The sequence below is a fragment of the Bradyrhizobium sp. HKCCYLS2038 genome (assembly GCF_051167655.1).
In the GTDB taxonomy this organism is placed as follows: domain Bacteria; phylum Pseudomonadota; class Alphaproteobacteria; order Rhizobiales; family Xanthobacteraceae; genus Bradyrhizobium.
On sequence record NZ_JBNPTM010000001.1, the window covers coordinates 1,698,234 to 1,717,828 of the forward strand.

General features: G+C 65.6%; 21 protein-coding genes and 1 other RNA gene. 13 read left to right on the forward strand and 9 right to left on the reverse strand.

Going from position 1 to position 19,595, the window contains the following annotated elements; translation table 11 throughout:
- Positions 1 to 11: 11 nt before the first annotated feature.
- The 3 genes from fumC to ssrA form a co-directional block, all read right to left on the reverse strand.
- Positions 12 to 1,436 carry a class II fumarate hydratase gene (fumC, locus tag ACQR1I_RS07340; RefSeq protein WP_434868945.1) on the reverse strand — a complete coding sequence of 475 codons (1,425 nt, stop codon included), beginning with the start codon at positions 1,434 to 1,436 and terminating at the stop codon, positions 12 to 14.
- A 96-nt stretch (positions 1,437 to 1,532) separates the two neighbouring features.
- On the reverse strand, positions 1,533 to 2,063 hold the full coding sequence (locus tag ACQR1I_RS07345; protein WP_434868944.1) for an SspB family protein: 531 nt from the start codon (positions 2,061 to 2,063) through the stop codon (positions 1,533 to 1,535).
- A 257-nt stretch (positions 2,064 to 2,320) separates the two neighbouring features.
- Positions 2,321 to 2,690, reverse strand: a transfer-messenger RNA (tmRNA) gene (gene ssrA, locus ACQR1I_RS07350).
- Between the two features lie 94 nt (positions 2,691 to 2,784).
- Here ssrA and ACQR1I_RS07355 point away from each other — a divergent pair.
- The 11 genes from ACQR1I_RS07355 to ACQR1I_RS07405 all read left to right on the forward strand — a co-directional run bounded on the left by ACQR1I_RS07355 (position 2,785) and on the right by ACQR1I_RS07405 (position 12,623).
- Positions 2,785 to 3,381, forward strand: coding sequence for a chromate transporter (locus ACQR1I_RS07355; protein ID WP_434868943.1), 597 nt, complete (start codon positions 2,785 to 2,787; stop codon positions 3,379 to 3,381).
- Positions 3,378 to 3,911: a chromate transporter gene (locus ACQR1I_RS07360; protein WP_434868942.1), complete on the forward strand. Its 534-nt coding sequence runs from the start codon at positions 3,378 to 3,380 to the stop codon at positions 3,909 to 3,911. The genes ACQR1I_RS07355 and ACQR1I_RS07360 overlap by 4 nt, the downstream gene beginning before the upstream one ends.
- A gap of 95 nt (positions 3,912 to 4,006) precedes the next feature.
- On the forward strand, positions 4,007 to 4,783 hold the full coding sequence (locus tag ACQR1I_RS07365) for a tripartite tricarboxylate transporter TctB family protein (protein ID WP_434868941.1): 777 nt from the start codon (positions 4,007 to 4,009) through the stop codon (positions 4,781 to 4,783).
- Between the two features lie 7 nt (positions 4,784 to 4,790).
- The gene (locus ACQR1I_RS07370) at positions 4,791 to 6,302 is read left to right on the forward strand and encodes a tripartite tricarboxylate transporter permease (RefSeq protein ID WP_434868940.1); all 1,512 of its coding nucleotides are present in this window, start codon (positions 4,791 to 4,793) and stop codon (positions 6,300 to 6,302) included.
- 160 nt (positions 6,303 to 6,462) lie between these two features.
- The gene (locus ACQR1I_RS07375) at positions 6,463 to 7,257 is read left to right on the forward strand and encodes a thymidylate synthase (protein ID WP_434868939.1); all 795 of its coding nucleotides are present in this window, start codon (positions 6,463 to 6,465) and stop codon (positions 7,255 to 7,257) included.
- A gap of 3 nt (positions 7,258 to 7,260) precedes the next feature.
- Positions 7,261 to 7,746, forward strand: a complete 486-nt coding sequence (locus tag ACQR1I_RS07380) for a GNAT family N-acetyltransferase (RefSeq protein ID WP_434868938.1) — start codon at positions 7,261 to 7,263, stop codon at positions 7,744 to 7,746.
- The gene (locus ACQR1I_RS07385; protein WP_434868937.1) at positions 7,743 to 8,255 is read left to right on the forward strand and encodes a dihydrofolate reductase; all 513 of its coding nucleotides are present in this window, start codon (positions 7,743 to 7,745) and stop codon (positions 8,253 to 8,255) included. Before ACQR1I_RS07380 ends, ACQR1I_RS07385 begins: the two co-directional genes overlap by 4 nt.
- A gap of 242 nt (positions 8,256 to 8,497) precedes the next feature.
- Positions 8,498 to 9,631 carry an FtsH protease activity modulator HflK gene (gene hflK / locus ACQR1I_RS07390; RefSeq protein ID WP_434868936.1) on the forward strand — a complete coding sequence of 378 codons (1,134 nt, stop codon included), beginning with the start codon at positions 8,498 to 8,500 and terminating at the stop codon, positions 9,629 to 9,631.
- On the forward strand, positions 9,628 to 10,569 hold the full coding sequence (gene hflC, locus ACQR1I_RS07395) for a protease modulator HflC (RefSeq protein ID WP_434868935.1): 942 nt from the start codon (positions 9,628 to 9,630) through the stop codon (positions 10,567 to 10,569). The genes hflK and hflC overlap by 4 nt, the downstream gene beginning before the upstream one ends.
- 105 nt (positions 10,570 to 10,674) lie before the next feature.
- A complete protein-coding gene (locus ACQR1I_RS07400) occupies positions 10,675 to 10,881 on the forward strand; it encodes a DUF2065 domain-containing protein (RefSeq protein WP_434868934.1) in 207 nt (68 codons plus the stop codon).
- A 233-nt stretch (positions 10,882 to 11,114) separates the two neighbouring features.
- Complete coding sequence (locus ACQR1I_RS07405; RefSeq protein ID WP_434868933.1) at positions 11,115 to 12,623, forward strand: Do family serine endopeptidase; 1,509 nt, start codon at positions 11,115 to 11,117, stop codon at positions 12,621 to 12,623.
- Between the two features lie 872 nt (positions 12,624 to 13,495).
- Here ACQR1I_RS07405 and arsH read toward each other — a convergent pair.
- The 6 genes from arsH to serB form a co-directional block, all read right to left on the reverse strand.
- Positions 13,496 to 14,209 carry an arsenical resistance protein ArsH gene (gene arsH / locus ACQR1I_RS07410; protein WP_434868932.1) on the reverse strand — a complete coding sequence of 238 codons (714 nt, stop codon included), beginning with the start codon at positions 14,207 to 14,209 and terminating at the stop codon, positions 13,496 to 13,498.
- A 270-nt stretch (positions 14,210 to 14,479) separates the two neighbouring features.
- Positions 14,480 to 14,716 (reverse strand): thioredoxin family protein, encoded by a 237-nt coding sequence (locus ACQR1I_RS07415; protein ID WP_434868931.1) that lies wholly within the window; start codon positions 14,714 to 14,716, stop codon positions 14,480 to 14,482.
- A 13-nt stretch (positions 14,717 to 14,729) separates the two neighbouring features.
- Positions 14,730 to 15,728, reverse strand: a complete 999-nt coding sequence (locus ACQR1I_RS07420) for a permease (protein ID WP_434869112.1) — start codon at positions 15,726 to 15,728, stop codon at positions 14,730 to 14,732.
- Positions 15,729 to 15,781: 53 nt separating this feature from the next.
- Positions 15,782 to 16,306, reverse strand: coding sequence for an ArsR/SmtB family transcription factor (locus ACQR1I_RS07425; RefSeq protein ID WP_434868930.1), 525 nt, complete (start codon positions 16,304 to 16,306; stop codon positions 15,782 to 15,784).
- A gap of 268 nt (positions 16,307 to 16,574) precedes the next feature.
- Positions 16,575 to 16,844, reverse strand: a complete 270-nt coding sequence (locus ACQR1I_RS07430) for a hypothetical protein (protein ID WP_434868929.1) — start codon at positions 16,842 to 16,844, stop codon at positions 16,575 to 16,577.
- Between the two features lie 612 nt (positions 16,845 to 17,456).
- Complete coding sequence (gene serB, locus ACQR1I_RS07435) at positions 17,457 to 18,347, reverse strand: phosphoserine phosphatase SerB (RefSeq protein ID WP_434868928.1); 891 nt, start codon at positions 18,345 to 18,347, stop codon at positions 17,457 to 17,459.
- A gap of 3 nt (positions 18,348 to 18,350) precedes the next feature.
- Between serB and miaA the strand changes: the two genes are divergently transcribed.
- Complete coding sequence (gene miaA, locus ACQR1I_RS07440; protein WP_434868927.1) at positions 18,351 to 19,268, forward strand: tRNA (adenosine(37)-N6)-dimethylallyltransferase MiaA; 918 nt, start codon at positions 18,351 to 18,353, stop codon at positions 19,266 to 19,268.
- 27 nt (positions 19,269 to 19,295) lie between these two features.
- Positions 19,296 to 19,442, forward strand: a complete 147-nt coding sequence (locus ACQR1I_RS07445; protein ID WP_434868926.1) for a FitA-like ribbon-helix-helix domain-containing protein — start codon at positions 19,296 to 19,298, stop codon at positions 19,440 to 19,442.
- Positions 19,443 to 19,595: the final 153 nt, after the last annotated feature.

Here is a 19,595-nt window from a genome sequence, read left to right on the forward strand (position 1 = left end):
CGGGACTACCGTCAGGCTCTTCCGGGTCTCGTCATCCTCTCCGGCTGAACGAGGTGGTCGAATTCGTCTTCGGAGACGAAGCCGAGCCGCAAAGCTTCCTGTTTCAGCGTCGTGCCACGCTCATGCGCGGTCTTCGCGACCTTTGCTGCATTGTCGTAGCCGATTTTCGGCGCGAGCGCGGTCACCAGCATCAAAGAACGCTCCATCAGCTCGTGAATCCGGGCCTTATCGGCTCGAATCCCGGTTACGCAATGTTCACTGAATGAACGTGCTGCATCACCTAGTAATTGTATGGACTGCATCATGCAATGTGAGAGCAGTGGCTTGTAGACGTTGAGTTCGAAATGGCCCTGACTGCCCGCCACCGTGATCGCAGTGTGATTGCCGAACACCTGGCAGCACACCATCGTCAGTGCTTCGCACTGAGTCGGGTTCACCTTGCCGGGCATGATCGAGGAGCCCGGCTCGTTCTCGGGTAGAATCAGTTCGCCCAGTCCCGATCGCGGGCCGGATCCGAGGAAGCGAATGTCGTTCGCGATCTTGAACAGGGCGGTGGCCGCCGCATTGAGCGCGCCATGCGCATAGACATAGGCGTCGTTCGACGCGAGAGCTTCGAACTTGTTAGTTGCGCTGGTGAACGGCAGTCCCGTGAGGTCGGCGATGTGCCTGGCGAACAGCTCGGCGAATCTGGCATCGGCGTTGAGTCCCGTGCCGACGGCCGTGCCACCCTGGGCCAGCGGCAGGAGATCACGGGCCGCCGTTTCGATCCTGGCGATGGCGCTCTCGACCTGCGCTGCATAGCCGGAGAACTCCTGGCCGAGCGTCAGCGGCGTGGCGTCCTGGGTGTGGGTCCGGCCAATCTTGACGATGTCGGCAAACGCGTCCTGCTTGGCGCGCAGCGCAGCGAGCAGCTCCGACAGGGCGGGCACCAGGTCAGCCGCGATCGCGCGGGCCGCCGCGACATGCATGGCGGTCGGGAACGAATCGTTCGACGACTGGCTCATGTTGACGTGATCGTTCGGATGCACCGGCTTCTTGCTTCCGCGCTCACCGCCCAGAAGCTCGCTGGCGCGATTGGCGATCACCTCGTTGAGGTTCATGTTGCTCTGGGTGCCGGAACCGGTCTGCCAGACCACCAGCGGAAAATGCTCGTCGAGCTTGCCGTCGATCACCTCCTGCGCGGCCTGCACGATGGCCTCGGCCATGCGTGGCTCCAGCAGCCCGAGCTCGAGGTTGGTCCTGGCGGCAGCCAGCTTCACCAGCGCCAGCGCATGCACGACCCCGATCGGCATGCGGTCATGGCCGATCCGGAAGTTCTGCCGGCTGCGCTCGGTCTGGGCGCCCCAATAGCGGTCAGCCGCGACCTCGATCGGGCCGAAGCTATCGGTCTCAGTCCGCGTCGATCCGGAAGACGATGAACTCGCTGAGTCTGCCATGACGGATGCCCATGATTGATCGTGAACCGGCGTCGGCCAGTTCCAGCCTGCTTCAATCTATGGGCTCGGGGGCCGTTCCGCTCGCGACGAATGCGCCTACTTCTTGCGGAAGCGGTCGAGGCGGACAACCTCGGCGCCTTCGCCGGACGGAGCCGGCGGAGCCGCCTCGTCGTCGCCAGCCTTGGCGGCCGGAGCCGGCAGCGGCGCAGCGACCGCGGACGGAGCCGGAGCAGCCGGCAATTTCGGTGCGGCCGGCGTTTCCGCGATCGCCTCAGACGGCTCGAATTGCAGACCGAACTGCACTGAAGGATCGAAAAAGCTCTTGATGGCGTGGAACGGCACCACCAGGCGTTCGGGAATGCCGCCGAACGACAGGCCGACCTCGAACCGGTCCTCAGTCACGACCAGGTCCCAGAACTGATGCTGCAGGATGATCGTCATCTCTTCGGGATATTGCGCGAGCAGCCGCTGCGACAGTTTCACGCCCTCGGCCTTGGAGACGAAGGTGATGAAGAAATGATGCTCGCCGGGGAGGCCGTGGGTGGCGGCGTCGGTCAGCACCCGGCGCAGAACCCCGCGCAGCGCGTCGCGCGCCAGCACATCGTATCGAATATGATCGGTCGCCATGATCGGTCCTGTGTCGTCTGGGCCGCGCTCCGCCCTCGTCAGATCGCCGCGCCGTTACGGGCAGCAGCGCTCCCGACTCGTGTCCGGCACATCGTACCCCGCCTTGGCGCGAAGGTCAGCAGCGAAGCCGGCCCGCCGCAAGATATGGGAACGCGTAGAAGCCCACGGAAGTCGGGTCAATGAAGGAATGAACGAGACGGGGCATCAAAAAGTTGGGGAGAGTGGCGCCCGCTGAGCCGGCTGAGGAATGAAATGAAAGTGGAGGCTTCTGTTGCCAGGTGCCTCCGAACCCCGCCTAACGGAGCTTAACCCGTTAGGACTTTAAGGTGGTCTTTCAAACTGCGTTACGCAGCCTGAGCAACCGGAGCAAAGTTGTCGTTGGCAACTATTGCAGTAGCCCGATAACGGCGGAACAATACCGGGAAAAAGCTCGCCCTTTACGCCCTCGTCGATCCTATTTCGCCCCCGCCAAAACCCGTCTCAGTCACTTGCTCGTTGAGACGGGCTTTGGTGGAGGCGCCGGGTACCGCCCCCGGGTCCGAATGGTTTATTTCGACGGCGATTTATTTCCATAGCCGGCAAGCCGGCACCCCCAATATAGGCCGCCCGCCGGCGGATGGACAGGGCCCACAAGCCGCACCGCTCCACAAAAATGTGGGCCGCTCCGGGGAACCTGCCGTTCGACCTTGGCAGCATCAATTTCGTCCCCCTAAAGTGCCACATGGCTCCCGAAACCGCGCCGGCTGTCGTTCCTGCCGCCGACATCGTCAAACACCCGCCCGGCCTTCGCACGCTCTTCTTCGCATTTGCGAAAATGTCGCTGTCGGGTTTCGGGGGAGTGCTGGTGTTCGCCCGGCGTGCGATCGTTGACGAGCACCGCTGGATGACGGCGGAGGAGTTCAACGAGACCTTCGCGATCTGCCACTTCCTCCCGGGCCCCAACATCGTCAATCTCGCCATGGTGTTCGGCGCGCGGCTGCGCGGCATTCCCGGCGGCATCGCGGCGTTTGCCGGCCTGCTCGGGCCGCCGATGCTGCTGGTGACGGCGCTCGCCGCGCTCTACGGACATTTCGGGCAGGTCGATGCGCTGCGACGGGCGCTGGCCGGCGTATCCTGCGTCGCGGTCGGGCTGCTGGCGTCGGTCGTATTCCGCATGATGTCGCCACTCCTGAAGAAGCGCGACGTGCTCGCGCTCGTGGTGATGGCCGCGGTGTTCGCCGCCATCGGGCTGGCGCGCCTGCCGCTGCAGGAGGTTCTGCTGGCGGCCGTGCCCATCAGCCTCCTCGTCACCTACGCCAGACTGCGGTGGGCGCGATGAGCGGGGACGACAATCCGCTCTCCGAGCTGTTCTGGACGTTTGCCCTGATCTCGCTGTTTGCTGTCGGCGGCGCCGTTGCCGCGATTCCCGAACTGCACCGGGTCGCTGTCGACGTCCGGCATTGGATGACCGACAAGCAGTTTGCGGACGTGTTCGCGCTGTCGCAATTGTCGCCGGGTCCCAACGTCCTGATCGTGGCGCTGATCGGTTACTCCGTCGCAGGTGTCGCGGGCGCGGCTGTCGCAACGCTCGCCATGTGCGGCCCGACGGCGGTGCTGTCGTATTTCGTCAGCCGGTGGCTTGCGAATGCGCGAGACGCGCGCTGGACGGTCGTGCTGCAGGCCGCCCTGGTGCCGCTTTCGATCGGCCTGATGGCCGCGAGCGCCTGGATTCTCGGGCAGGCCTCCGACCAGACCTGGGCTGCGTTCGCGTTGACCGTCATCGCTGCGATTGTTGCATCCATGACCCGGCTCAATCCGCTCTGGCTCTTGGCCGCGGGCGGTTGTCTGGGTTTCGCTGGCCTTCTCTAGGGAAAGCCGTTAGGCAGGCAGAGTGGGGCTGGACGCGTTCCGGACCACGAATGAGAACAATGCCGGCCATCAAGGCCGATCGGGGAGGATGAGGCATGGCCGAAACCACGGGCCAGTTGTCGGGCGGGGCGGCCGTGCCTTCCGCGCGCAACGCGACTGGCGCATTGATCATTCTGCTGCTCGCTTTCGCGCCACAACTCGTCGAACTCGCCATCTCGCTCGCGAGCCTCGTTGCGACGCTGTCGGCGCGCTCTCCGCTGCAGGTCGTTTCAGCGCACGGCGCCGCCCTGTTCGAATCGCTGCCGGCGCTGCTTCGCCAATGGAGCGACGGCGGCAAGATCACCTTGCGATCCGACGCCCTGCTCGCGCTGATCTACACCTATCCGCTCCTTGCCATCGCGCTGTTCACCTTCCTGGCGCGTCCGCGTGCGCCGCAGGATTATTTCGGCGGTGTGGCGCTGATGGCCATTGCGCTGTTTGCATTGTGGGCCGCGAGCGATCTGTCGGGCATGCGCGGCTTCAATTTCGGCCCGGGCACGGCGCCGCGCATGCTGGGTGTGCTGCTCCTGGGCATGGGCGCGGCGGTCGCGGTGATCGGGCTGATGACGGAGGGACCGGCGCTTCAGGTCTATCACTGGCGCGGGCCATTGTTCGTGTCGCTGGCCATCCTGACGTTTGCCGTCGCGATCCGGCCGCTGGGACTGATCGTCGCGGCGCTCGCGAGCTTCCTGATTTCGGCGCTCGGTACATCTGAGACGCGCTGGGGTGAGACGCTGATCGTCGGCATCGTCCTGACGCTCGGCTGCGCGCTGCTCTTCCCCTACGTGCTCGGCCTGCCGATGCCGTTGTTCCCGCGTTTCCTGGTGCAGTGAGGCCGGCATGCTCGATCTGTTTCAGAACCTGTTGCACGGCTTCGGCGTCGCGCTCAGCCCGATCAATCTGCTGCTCTGCCTGGTCGGCGCGCTCGTCGGCACGCTGGTCGGGGTGCTGCCCGGCATCGGCACCATCGCCACCGTCGCCATGCTGCTGCCGATCACCTTCGGCCTGCCGCCGGTCGGCGCCCTGATCATGCTCGCCGGCATCTATTACGGCGCTCAATATGGCGGCTCGACCACCTCCATCCTCGTCAACATCCCGGGCGAGGCGACGTCGGTCGTGACCACGCTGGACGGCTTCCAGATGGCCAAGCAGGGGCGGGCGGGTCCGGCGCTGTCGATCGCGGCGATCGGCTCCTTCATCGCCGGCTGTGCTGCGACCGTGCTGATCGCGGTGCTCGGCGCGCCCTTGACCAAGCTCGCGCTGCTGTTCGGGCCGGCCGAGTATTTCTCGCTGATGGTGCTCGGCCTCATCTTCGCGGTCGTGCTCGCCAAGGGCAGCGTGCTCAAGGCAGTGGCAATGATCGCGCTCGGCCTGTTGCTGTCGATGGTCGGCGCTGATGTCGAGACCGGCGCCTCGCGCATGGCCTTCAACATCCCCGAACTCGCCGATGGGCTCGGCTTCGCCACCGTGGCGATGGGCGTGTTCGGCTTCGCCGAGATCATCCGCAATCTCGACGGCGGCGCCGAAGCCGATCGCGAGCTCGTGCAGCAGAAGATCACGGGGCTGATGCCGACGCGCAAGGACCTCCGTGACTCGGCCCCGGCGATCGTTCGCGGCACCATTCTCGGATCGATTCTCGGCATCCTGCCCGGCGGCGGCGCGGTGATCGCCTCCTTCGCCGCCTACACCTTCGAGAAGAAGATCGCGCGCGATCCGTCGCGGTTCGGCCGCGGTGCCATCGAGGGTGTCGCGGCGCCGGAAAGCGCCAACAACGCCGCCGCGCAGACCTCCTTCATTCCGCTGCTGACGCTCGGAATTCCGCCCAACGCCGTGATGGCGCTGATGGTCGGCGCCATGACCATCCACGGCATTCAGCCCGGTCCCCAGGTGATGATGAAGCAGCCGGACCTGGTCTGGGGCATGATCGCCTCGATGTGGATCGGCAATCTGATGCTGATCATCATCAACCTGCCGCTGGTCGGCATCTGGGTGCGGCTGCTGCGCGTGCCGTACCGGCTGATGTTCCCTTCGATCGTCGTGTTCTGCGCGATCGGCATCTATTCGATCAACAACGCGCCCGTCGACGTGATCCTGGCCGGGGCGTTCGGCCTGTTCGGCTACTGGCTGATCAAGCACGATTTCGAGCCGGCGCCGCTGCTGCTCGGCATGGTGCTGGGCTCGCTGATGGAGGAGAACCTGCGCCGCACGCTGCAGATCTCCCGCGGCGACTGGTCGGTGTTCCTGACCCGCCCGCTGTCGGCGGCGCTGCTGGCCATCGCCGCCATGCTGCTGGTGCTGGCCGTGCTGCCGGCGCTCCGTCGCAAGCGCGACGAGGTGTTCGTCGAGGGGTAGGGCTTCGGCTCCGCGTTGGGTCGGCCGGGGGCTGCGGCCCCTGGTGAACGGCTTTTCCCCAGTATATTTCACGGGGGTCAGGTGGCATGCTGGGCGGGGCCTGTCGGCGACAGGGCAGGTCCGCTAAAGCTGCAGCTTCAGGAAACCGTACCTTCCGGCCATGCACCAGTATCACGATCTGCTCGAACGCATCTTGTCTGACGGCGCTGAGAAGCACGACCGGACCGGCACCGGCACGCTGTCGGTGTTCGGCCACCAGATGCGCTTCAATCTCGCCGCCGGTTTCCCGCTGCTCACCACCAAGCGGCTGCCGCTGAAGGCGATCGTGCACGAGCTGCTGTGGTTCCTGAACGGCGACACCAACATCAAGTACCTGCACGACCACGGGGTGACGATCTGGGACGAGTGGGCCGATGCCAATGGCGATCTCGGACCCGTCTATGGCTATCAATGGCGCTCCTGGCCGACGCCCGACGGCGGCCATATCGATCAGATCACCAACGTCATCGACATGATCCGGCGCAACCCGGATTCGCGTCGGCTGATCGTGACGGCGTGGAATCCGGCCGACGTCGAGAAGATGGCGCTGCCACCGTGCCACTGCCTGTTCCAGTTCTACGTCGCCAACGGCAAGCTGTCGTGTCAGCTCTACCAGCGCTCGGCCGACGTCTTCCTCGGCGTGCCCTTCAACATCGCCTCCTACGCGCTGCTGACGATGATGGTGGCGCAGGTGACCGGGCTGAAGCCGGGCGAGTTCGTGCACTCCTTTGGTGACGTCCATCTCTATTCCAACCACATCGAGCAGGCCCGGCTGCAATTGACCCGCAGCCCCCGGTCGCTGCCGACCATGACGCTCAATCCTGATATCAAGGACATCTTCGGCTTCCGCTACGAGGACTTTGCGCTCGCCGGCTACGATCCGCATCCGCACATCAAGGCGGCGGTCGCGGTCTGACTCATGTCGTTGTCCATCCGCCGCGCGAGCCCGTCCGACATCGGCGTCGTCTTTGCGCTGATCAACGAGCTTGCCGAGTACGAGAAGCTCGCGCACGAGGTGACGGCCAGCGAGGCCGACATCGCCGCGGCGCTGTTCTGCGATCATCCCACGCTGTTCTGTGATGTCGCCGAGTGGAATGGCGAGGTCGCCGGCTTCGCGGTCTGGTTCGTCAACTTCTCGACCTTCGCCGGCAAGCCCGGCCTCTATCTCGAGGACCTGTTCGTCCGGCCGGCGTTCCGCCGCAACGGCATCGGCCAGGCGCTGCTCGGCCATCTCGCGCGCACCTGCGTCGCCGAGGGCTGGGCGCGGCTGCAATGGTCGGTGCTCGACTGGAACGCGCCCTCGATCACTTTCTACAAATCACTGGGCGCCGAGCTGATGGACGACTGGACGCTGTGCAAGGTGACCGGCGAGGCGCTGGAGCAACTCGCGGAGAGGGCGCCATGATCGAGATCGTTCTCGTCGTCGCCATCGCCGACAACCGCGTGATCGGGGCTGCCGGCGGCATCCCGTGGCGGCAGAAGAGCGACATGCAGCGCCTCAAGGCGATGACGATGGGGCGGCCGATCGTGATGGGGCGCAAGACCTTCATGTCGTTCCCGCGCCGCCCGCTGCCCGGCCGCACCAACATCGTCATCACCCGCGATGGTGCCTTTCGCGCTGATGGTGCGATCGTGACCCACAGCGTCGGTGAGGCACTCGCCATCGCTCGCGGCGACGCGCTGCGGCGTTCAGCCGCGGAGATTGCGATCCTCGGCGGTGCCGAGATCTACGCGGCGACCATGCCGCTGGCCGACCGGCTGGAAATCACCGAGGTCCACGCGCGGCCGCCCGGCGATACCCTGTTTCCGGCCATCGACCCCGCCCAGTGGGAAGAGGTCGGACGTGAGCGCCACCCGTCGGGTCCGGACGATCAGGCCGACTATTCCTACGTCACCTATCGGCGCCGGCGGTGAGCAGCTGCCGGCAAGGCCGCCACGTCAAGACCCATCCGTTAATGATGAAGTCGCATTACCAGGCCGCTCAAGGCCGTCCGGGCCGCGGCAAACCAGCGCTTCGGCCGCTGTTTACATTGACAAAACCCGGTTCGGGCTTAGCTGGAGCGCTACATTGTAAGGGGCGTGGCCGTCCCTTATAAACCGGCGACCGTCGGCGGCCGGCGTTTGTGCACTATCAGCCTCTCGGAGGAGATCGATCGATGGCGTGGAAGAATCAGGGCGGAGGCCCGTGGGGTCCGGGTCCGAAGGGGCCCTGGGGCTCGGGACCGCAACCGGTCGGTCCAAGGCCACCCGATCTGGAAGATCTTCTGCGGCGCGGTCAGGACCGCCTCCAGCAGTTCGTTCCCGGCGGCGGCTTCGGCGCTGCCGGCGTGCTGCTGATCGTCGTCGGCGCGATCGCCATCTGGCTGCTGTCCGGCTTCTACCGCGTGCAGTCCGAGGAGCTCGGCGTCGTGCTGCGGTTCGGCAAATATGTCCGCGATGAGCAGCCGGGCCTGCGCTATCACCTGCCTTACCCGATCGAGACCGTGCTGCTGCCCAAGGCGCTGCGCGTCAACTCGATCTCGATCGGCTTCACCGCCAATGACGATCCCGGCCGGCGCGGCCGCGGCGGGCGCGATGTGCCCGAGGAGAGCCTGATGCTGACCGGCGACGAGAACATCGTCGACGTCGACGTCACCGTGTTGTGGCGCATCAAGCCGAAGGGCGCCGCCGACTTCCTGTTCAACATCCAGAATCCCGAGGGTACCGTGAAGGCGGTGGCCGAGAGCGCGATGCGCGAGGTGATCGGACGCTCCAACATTCAGCCGGTGCTGACCGGCGCCCGCACCCAGATCGAGCAGAGCGTTCTCGAACTGATGCAGAAGACGCTCGATACCTATGGCTCGGGCATCCAGGTCGACAATGTGCAGATGCAGAAGGTCGACCCTCCGGCGCAGGTGATCGCGGCGTTCCGTGACGTCCAGGCGGCGCGCGCCGACTTGGAGAAGGCGCAGAACGAGGCCCAGACCTACGCCAACAAGGTGGTCCCCGACGCCCGCGGCCGTGCCGCGCAGATCCTGCAGGTTGCCGAAGGCTACAAGGAGCAGGCGATCGCCGAGGCCAAGGGCCAGAGCGCGCGCTTCCTCAAGGTCTACGAAGAGTACAAGAAGGCGCCCGACGTGACCCGTGAACGCATCTATCTCGAGACGATGGAGCGCGTGCTCTCCGGCTCCGAGAAGCTCGTGCTCGATAGCGGCCCCGGCGGCGGTCCCGTGCCGCTGCTGCCGCTCGGCGATCTCGCGCCGCGCCGCCAGGCTGCCCCGAGCACCACGCAGCAGGGAGGCGTCCGATGAGATCGCCCGTCACAGGCATCGTCGCGCTGGTCGTCGTCCTCGCGCTCGTCGTCATCGGCTACAGCTCGCTGTTCACGGTGGCGCAGACCGAGCAGGCGCTGGTCGTGCGGTTCGGCAAACCGGTCGACGTCGTCACCGAGCCCGGCCTGAACGTCAAGGCGCCGTTCATCGACAACGTGATCTCGATCGACAAGCGCATCCTCGACCTCGAGAACCCCTCGCAGGAGGTCATCGCCTTCGATCAGAAGCGGCTCGTGGTCGACGCCTTCGCCCGCTACCGGATCAAGAACGCGCTGCAGTTCTACCAGCGCGCCGGCACGATCCAGAATGCCAACGTCCAGCTTGGCACCCTGCTCAACGCCGCCCTGCGTCGCGTCCTCGGCGAGGTCACGTTCACCCAGGTGGTTCGCGACGAGCGCGAGACCTTGATGCGCAAGATCCGCGACCAGCTCGACAAGGAGGCCGACGCCTACGGCATTCAGGTGGTCGACGTCCGCATCCGTCGTGCCGACCTGCCGGAGGCCAACAGCCAGGCGGTCTACGACCGCATGAACAGCGAGCGGCAGCGCGAGGCGGCCGAGTTCCGGGCGCTCGGCGGCCAGAAGGCGCAGGAGATCAGGTCCAAGGCCGACCGCGAGGCGACCGTGATCGTCGCCGAGGCCAACTCGCAGGCCGAGCAGACCCGTGGTGCCGGCGACGCCGAGCGCAACCGGCTGTTCGCCGAGGCCTACGGCAAGGACCGCGATTTCTTCGCCTTCTACCGCTCGATGACGGCGTATGAGAACGGCCTGAAGTCCGGCGAGACCCGCTTCCTGCTGCGGCCCGATTCCGAGTTCTTCCGCTACTTTGCCAACCCCTCGGGGAAGGTCGGTGCGAGCTCGGAGACGCCCTCGGCCGCCAGCACGACCGCGGCTGCGGCACAGGCCCCGAAACCCTGACATCGTCGGGCGTTGATCCCGGCGAATAAGAGTTGACACGGACGGGGCGAAGCCTTTGCTTCGCCCCGTCGCATACAAGAAGGTCAAACGGGAGGTCCGGGTCCGATGAGGTCCATTGCGTTTTCCGATTTCCTCATCGGATTAGGTATCCTGTTCGTGCTCGAAGGCCTGTTGTTCGCAGCCAGTCCGGACTGGATGCGCCGCGCCATGAAGACGGCCATGACCACCCCCGACAACGTGCTGCGCGCGGTCGGCATCGGCTCGGCGGTGGCGGGCCTGGTGTTGATCTGGGTGATCCGGCGTCCGATCTGATTCGAAGGTATCCCTGCGGCGTACGCGGCCCACGACAGGAAACCACGGACCGCTGCAGCGATTTCCCATGCGCTGCCCGGCCAACGCCATTGTGAGGCGATGGCTGCGCCATTTTGCCGTATTAGGTCGCCTTCAATGATAAATCCCGCGTGGGGTCCGGCCTGCTTGCGTCATCGCCCGGTTCCGGCGCACTGTACCGATTGAATTTACCGGCTTTTTTGGAGATCCGCCCGATGACCGCAACCCTTGCTTTCAGCCGTCGCCTGCGTCCGGTCCTGACCGCGGCCGTGCTTGCCGCCGGCTGGGCGTTCGCGCCGGTGCCGGCCTTGGCACGGGGACCCGAGGGGATCGCCGACGTCGCCGAGAAGGTGATCGACGCGGTCGTCAACATCTCGACCTCGCAGACCGTCGAGGCCAAGGGCGGCGGCGGGGGAGGCGAGGGCCGCAATGCCAATCCGCAGGTGCCGCCGGGCTCGCCGTTCGAGGAATTCTTCGACGACTTCTTCAAGAACCGCCGCGGCGGTCCGGGCGGCCGGGGCGGCGCCGACAACTCGCCGCGCCGCACCAACTCGCTCGGCTCCGGCTTCATCGTCGACGACAGCGGCATCGTGGTCACCAACAACCACGTCATCGCCGATGCCGACGAGATCAACGTGATCATGAACGACGGCACCAAGATCAAGGCCGAGCTGGTCGGCGTCGACAAGAAGACCGACCTCGCCGTGCTCAAGTTCAAGCCGACGCGGCAGCTCACGGTGGTCAAGTTCGGCGACTCCGACAAGCTTCGGCTCGGCGACTGGGTGGTCGCGATCGGCAACCCGTTCAGCCTGGGTGGCACCGTCACGGCGGGCATCGTCTCGGCCAAGAACCGCGACATCTCGTCGGGGCCTTATGACAGCTACATCCAGACCGACGCCGCCATCAACCGCGGCAACTCCGGCGGCCCGCTGTTCAACCTCGACGGCGAGGTCATCGGCGTCAACACGCTGATCATCTCGCCCTCCGGCGGCTCGATCGGCATCGGCTTCGCCGTGCCGTCGAAGACCGTCGCCGGCGTGGTCGACCAGTTGCGTCAGTTCGGCGAGCTGCGCCGCGGCTGGCTCGGCGTCCGCATCCAGGGCGTTACCGATGAGATCGCCGAAAGCCTGAACATCAAGCCGGCGCGCGGCGCGCTGGTCGCCGGCGTCGACGACAAGGGCCCGGCCAAGCCGGCCGGCATCGAGCCCGGCGACGTCGTCGTCAAGTTCGACGGCCACGACATCAAGGAGCCGAAGGACCTGTCGCGCATCGTCGCCGACACCGCGGTCGGCAAGGAAGTCGACATCATCGTCATCCGCAAGGGCCAGGAGCAGACGCTCAAGGTCAAGCTCGGCCGGCTCGAGGACAATGAGAAGGTCCAGCAGGCGGCGATCAAGAAGGACGAGCCGGCCGACAAGCCGGTGACCCAGAAGGCGCTCGGCCTCGATCTGGCGGCGCTGTCGAAGGATCTGCGGACCCGCTACAAGATCAAGGACAGCGTCAAGGGCGTCGTCGTCACCGGTGTCGACCAAGCCTCCGACGCCGCCGAGAAGCGGCTGTCGGCCGGCGACGTCATCGTCGAGGTTGCCCAGGAAGCGGTGACCTCCGGCGCCGACATCAAGAAGCGTGTCGACCAGCTCAAGAAGGACGGCAAGAAGTCGGTGCTGCTGCTGGTCTCCAACGCCGACGGCGAACTCCGCTTTGTGGCGCTGAGCCTGCAATAACCGTCCGTCATTGAGAGCGCAGCAACGCAATTCAGGGTCTCTCCCGCGACCCTGGATTGCTTCGTCGCAACTGCTCCTCGCAATGACGTTGGGAGTGTCGTCCCGTCACCAGCCACAAACTCCGCCGTCGTCCCGGCCTTGAGCCGGGACCCATACCCCCAGGGAGCGGTTTGAGGCAGGGTAGCCATTGGCATTTTGCCCGTCACGACCGCCGCGGAGTATGGGGCCCGGATCGGCGCCGCGCTGCGCTTTCGCGCGTCGCGGCTTGTCCGGGACGACAGCGGTGGGTGTGGAGCGATTCACGATTCAAACAGCTGAGGGCAGGTCAGTGGCACGGCGTCACGATCTCGCGGCGCGTGCGCCCGAGGTCTGTCATCAGGTCGTCCCTCGCGAACAGTGCAAGGGCGCAGGGAATGCCGGGTGAAGGCCCCACCCATGGCCCGCCTGCGAAAAAAATGCAGGCGGCAGGTACCACAGGCAAAGCCGGTCATCCGGCATTCCCTGCGCGGTGTCTTCACGCTTATACGCAGTCGCCCTGGTGCGCCGGGCTTGTTGGCCACCATTCGCGACAATGCTTGCGCACTGTGCGGGACACCAGCTTCGGGGTGTCAGGCCGCTGCGACTTCACGTCCGCGAGCGATCGTTCGTCCGCACCCTCGTCGCCGAGACTGCTGCGATCTCCCGCGGCCACCGCATCCCCGCCTCGCGTGTCGTGACGATCGCGCGCAACGCCCCTTGCAGTGAGGCGGGATGGGCGCAGACAATCATGAATTCTGAAAAATAGCAAGTGATTTATTTTTATCAGAATTAAGGCGGGCGCTCGCCGCACGTGCGATACGGCGCCCCGAGCCGCCGTCGATGCACCTGGCGGCTCACAGCGTTCGCTGATTGACCCGTTTCGAGAGCTCCTCGGCGCTTTCCTTGCGCTCGGAATAGCGGTCGACCAGATAGTCGGCGCGGTCGCGGGTCAGCAGCGTGAACTTGACGAGCTCCTCCATGACGTCCACGACGCGGTCGTAGTAGGGCGACGGCTTCATGCGGTCACTGTCGTCGAACTCCGCGAACGCCTTTGGCACCGAGGACTGGTTGGGAATGGTGATCAGGCGCATCCAGCGCCCGAGTACGCGAAGCTGGTTGACGGCATTGAACGACTGCGAGCCGCCGCTGACCTGCATTACCGCCAGCGTCTTGCCCTGTGTCGGCCTGACGGCGCCGACCGACAGCGGGATCCAGTCGATCTGGGTCTTCATCACGCCGGTCATCGCACCGTGCCGCTCGGGCGAGCACCACACCATACCTTCGCACCAGGTCACGACGTCCATCAGCTCGCGCACCTTGGGATGATCGGGCTCCGCATCGTCGACCAGCGGCAGTCCGCGTGGATTGAAGGTGCGCGCTTCCGCGCCGAGGCGCGTGAGGATCCGCGCGCCCTCTTCGGTGAGCAGCCGGCTGAACGAGCGCTGCCGCAGCGAACCGTAGAGCAGCAGAATACGCGGCGGGTGGGACGAGCGCGCGGGCTGCAGCAGCTTCGCGTGATCGATCGGCTGAAACGAGGCTTCATCCAACTGCGGCAGGCGATCAGGCAATGCGGCATCCTCGCGCTTCAAGGCCGGAGCAGGGCGCTTCCAGGCAACCGCGTCATGCTCTGATCCTTCGGTTGGAGCGTGATCCTCTCGGAGAGCCGTTGCGCTCTTCCGGATCACGCTCTGCGCATCGTATTTCGCAACGAAACCGGAGCGCGGCAAGCGCGATCAGAACTCGATGCCGGCCTTCGCGCAGACATCGTCATTGTCGCCTCCCGGCGCGCCGGACGCACCGATCGCTCCGACCTGCCGGCCGCCGGCCTCGGTATGTGATCACGCGGTCAGCCATTTCGCCATCTCCTCCGGCTTTGGCAGTCCACCGGTGTGGACCACCCGGCCGTCGACAACGATGCCTGGCGTTGAGGCGATGCCGTATTGTGCGATCGTGGCGAGGTCCGTGACCTTCTCGAGCGCGACCCGGATGCCCAGCCGGCTTGCCTCGGCCGCGACCATGTCCGCCGTTTGGATGCAGCGCTTGCAGCCGGAGCCGAGAATCTTCACGTTCTTCATTGGATCAATCCTTTCAAGAGAACAGGGCATTGAAGAGATAGCCGACGGCGACGATGCCGGCGGCAACGACGCCGGCGAACACGGCGATCAGCCGCAGCGTCAGGACTTTGCGCAGGATCAGCATTTCGGGGAACGACAGCGCGATCACGCTCATCATGAAGGCGAGCACGGTTCCGAGCGCGGCGCCCTTGTCGAGCAGCGCTTCGACCACCGGAATGATGCCCGCTGCGTTGGCGTACATGGGAATGCCGATCAGCACGACCGCCGGCACCGACCACCAATGGCCCTTGCCCATGATCGCGGCCAGCAGGTCGTTCGGGACATAGCCGTGAATGAACGCGCCGGCGGCGATGCCGACGACGATCCAGACCCAGACCCGTCCGACGATGTCGCGCACCGCCTCGATGCCGGCCTGAATGCGATCGACGACGGTGTGCGCGTTCGCTGGCAGGTCGGCCGCACTCGCGCGAACGTTGCGCACCCATTCCTCGAGCCATGCTTCGAGGTGCAGACGTCCAATGATCCAGCCGGCGAGCATTGCCAAGGTCAGGCCGAAGCCGAGATACATCGCCGCGATCTTCCAGCCGACCAGCGCGAACAGCAGGCCGAGCGCGACCTCGTTCACCATCGGCGCTGCAATCAGGAACGAGAAGGTCACGCCGAGCGGCACGCCGGCCGAGACGAAGCCGACGAACAGCGGCACCGCCGAGCACGAGCAGAACGGGGTGAAGACGCCGAGGATTGCCGCTGCGGCGTTGCCGAAGCCCTCGCGCCTGCCGGCGAGCAATGCACGGGTCCGCTCGGCTGAAAAGAAGCTGCGCACCACGCCCATGCCGAACACGACGAGCGTCATCAGCATCAGGACCTTGGGCGCGTCGAACACGAAAAAGCGCGCCGCTTCGTCCAGATGGCTGCCGGGCGTCACCGGCAGCGCCGACACCAGCCAGGCCGAAAACGGCTGCAGCTGCCAGTAGACCCCGAACCAGATGGCGATGGCGGTCGCCGTGGCCATGACCCAGATCGGAGCCGATGCCGATCCGTCGGCATAGGTCGGGACGTCCTCCGTCATGCTGCGCTCCTGTCCGGTTCGATCATGGCCGCCATGACGGCGTCGAGGATGGCGCGCCGCTCCGGCGCAAGATCGGGTCTCAGTCGATACCGGACCCATTGGGCGTCGCGCCGGTCGATGACGAGACCGGCGCTCCTGAGCGCGCCCATGTGCCGGCTCATGCGCGACGGGCTGGCGCCGAGCCGCTGCGTGAGCTCGCAGACACAGTGCTCGCCACCATCCGAAAGGATGCGCAGGGCGGCGAGACGGGTCGGCTCGGCGAGAGCCGCGAGCAACGGGACAGGATCGAACATGGCGGAAACATATTCATAATTTCGTATTTGCGCAATAGCGCATATAATAAGCGCCGCGTATGGAATGCATGGCGGATCGCGACAGGCGGTGGGCAGGTTTCGCCAGTTGCCGACGACGGCTGACGCGTGCGCAGCGCGGCGAAGCTGACAACGATGCAGGCGCGACGGGAATGAAGCCGGATGAGTCTCGCAGGCGACGCTGATGCGCCGAATCAGCGGCGGCTGCAACGCCGCTGCATTCCTGCGGCCCGCCCGTCGGCTTCAATGCCGCAGCTCAGAAGCTCCGGCGCAGGATGGGTGGGATGTGCGTGGCACGAAGTCGCGGCACGAATTGCGGACGCGGACGAGGCGAAGTCGTCGATCGCGGCGGCCGGATGCCATTGTCGTCCGGCAGTCCCGCTACGTCGTATCGGCGGCCACGTATGGTGGGAGAGGAAGCGCGGCCTTGCTCAGCAAGGCGCGCGCCACCTATCAGGCAGGACGCAGTGCCGCTCGCTCAGTTGCGCACGCTGCCGACCGTGGTCGGAACGACGAGAGCCGCGCTGCGGCGATGATGAGTGAGCACGGCGAGCTGGTGCGGCGAGGCGGTGCTGTCGGTGTTGACCGCAGCGATCTCCTGCGCCGATGAGGCGCCCACGACGGAAAGCTGATGCGGGGTGGCCGGCAACGCGCCGACTTCGTAGCTCGGCAGCTCGGCCGCAACGGCGGCGCCGCTCAGCAAGGCGAGCGCAACGAGAGAGCCGGGAATGATGTGCTTGATGGTCATCGGGAGAGTCCTTCTGTAACGATGATCGATTGCATCGTCGTGCAACCGTTTTCGTGTCCTTGGACGCTCCCTAGCGCAGTTAGATTTATATGCGATGCAGCATGATTTGGCAATTCATCTAATGGTGATGCGGTTAATCCTGTGACGCGCGACCTGCTTCGATGTGGAGAGCGAATGATCTGATTTGCGATCCGGAATGAATTGGAATGGTGTTGCGTGGGAGTGCGTGGGATTGAAATAAAATCCTGCCGAGCTGATCGCGAGGACCAATGACATCGCGTCCTCTCGGAGCGAATCTCGCTTGCAGTCGCGATAAAGGCACGAGGCGCGATTGCGATCGTCCAGCATTTTCAGAATTCATCAAAATGTCACGGATGATCGCAGCGTTCACCGTTCGCTGCGCTCGCAATGACGAGCGAGGGGCTGCTCATGATGGCGCCCTTATGCGAGATCCGTAGGGTAAGCAAAGGCGCGGCAACTCTGTTTGTCGCCTTCTCCGCTCGATCGCGCGCCGTGCCCACCATTCGCTGCGGCCGCGCCGATAGACGGTGGGCACGCTGCCGCCTTCGGCGGCTGCTTTGCCCACCCTACGGTCCGACGGCCGCAGTCTTCTCAGTCCACGAACTGATCGCGCGTGTAGCCCTGGGCGTAGAGCAGGGCGGTGAGATCGCTGTGGTCGATGCGGGCGGAGGCGGCGGCGGAGACGGCGGGCTTGGCGTGATAGGCGACGCCGAGACCGGCGGCCTCGATCATGCCGAGATCGTTGGCGCCGTCGCCGACCGCCAGCGTGTCGATGGCGTCGAGATCGAACGATTCGCGTAGCTCGATCAGGGTGGCGAGCTTGGCGTCGCGGCCGATGATCGGCTCGCGGACTTCGCCGGTGAGCTTGCCGCCGGCGACGACGAGCTCGTTGGCGCGGTTCTCCTGAAAGCCGATCTTCGCCGCGATGGCGTTGGTGAATAGCGTGAAGCCGCCGGAGATCAGGCAGGTATAGGCGCCGTTGGCGCGCATCGTCATCACCAGATGGCGGCCGCCCGGCGTCAGCGCGATGCGCTTGGCGAGCACCTCGTCGACCACGCTGACCGGCAGGTCCTTCAGCAGGGCGACGCGTTCGCGCAGGGCCGGCTCGAACGCGATCTCGCCGCGCATCGCCCGCTCGGTGATCGCAGCCACGTGTGGCTTCAGGCCGGCGAAATCGGCGAGTTCGTCAATGCATTCCTGGCCAATCATGGTGGAATCCATGTCGGCGAGAAAAAGCTTCTTGCGCCTCACGGCCTCCGGCTGCACGACGATATCGATCGGCATGTCGCCGCGCAGGTCGCGCAAGCGGGCCTCGATCTTGTGAACTTCGCCGTCGCCGCCGAACGGGATGTCGATGGCGACTTCGTCGAACAGCCAGCGCGGCGTGCCTGGCTCTGGCAGCACGGCCAGGAAGGCCTCCACGATCGTGGTATCCAACGCGGGGTCGGCGGGATTGCAGATGAAGGTGGCGACGAGAGACATCAGGTGACTTTGCCAGACAACAATAAAGCGGTGCTTATCGCAGGGCCGACCGCCAGCGGCAAGTCGGCCCTGGCCATGGAACTTGCGCAAAAAGCGGGCGGGGTCGTCATCAACACCGATTCCATGCAGGTCTACCGTGATCTGAGGGTTCTGACGGCGCGGCCGACGGTCGAGGAAGAAGCGGCCGTGCCGCATCGGCTGTACGGCCATGTCGATGCCGCCGTGAACTACTCGGCCGGCCATTTTGTCCGGGATGCCGCCGCGGTACTCGATGATGCCAGGCGGTCGGGCCGGCTGCCGATCTTCATCGGCGGCACCGGGCTGTACTTCAAGGCGTTGACATCAGGGCTCTCAGCGGTGCCGCCGGTGCCGGAGGACGTTCGTGAGGCGGTGCGCCTCCGGCTCGCGCGCGACGGCGTCGAGGCGCTGCATGCCGAGCTGGCGCGGCGCGACCCTGCCGCGGGCGCGCGGCTCAACCTGCGCGATCGCACCCGCATTGCCCGGGCCCTGGAGGTGATCGAGGCGACCGGTCGGCCATTGGCCGACTGGCATGCCGAGACCACGCCGCCACTGCTGCCCGCGGGCAGCACGCGCGCGCTGTTCATCGCCCCGGAGCGGGAGACGCTGTATGCCAGGATCGATGCCCGCTTCGACATCATGCTGGAGCGCGGCGCGCTGGAGGAGGTCGAACGTCTCGCCGCCCGCGGCCTCGACCAGCTGCTGCCGGCGATGAAGGCCCACGGCGTCCCGGCCCTGATCCGCTACCTCAGGGGCGAGATCACGCGGGAGGAGGCGTCCACCATCGGCAAGGCCGATACCCGGCACTACGCCAAGCGGCAATTCACCTGGTTTCGCCACCAGCTGCCGGAGTTCGAATGGATGAGCCCGGAGGCGGCCAGGGCGTGGGTGGGGGCTTGGTAACTCAGGCTTGGCTGAAGGGAGGTCGCGATGGCTGAGATTCTGATCAGGGATGTCGACCAGAGAACCATTGACTTGCTGCGGCACCGGGCCAAACGGTTTGGCCGCAGCTTGGACGATTTTCTTTCGGAGACGCTTAAACAGCTTGCTCTTGAGGCATCCGGCGAGCTTCGATGACGCGAAGCCGTTTGGCAGCTGGCTGGTCGCGATATCCAGACCCGGCGTTGATCTGGACGAAGTCTTGCTGAGGATGCGAGGTCCCAGCTCCGCCGTCGTTCCGGGGCGCGCGGAGCGCGAACCCGGAACCTAGAGTTTTGAGTCAGCCTTCCA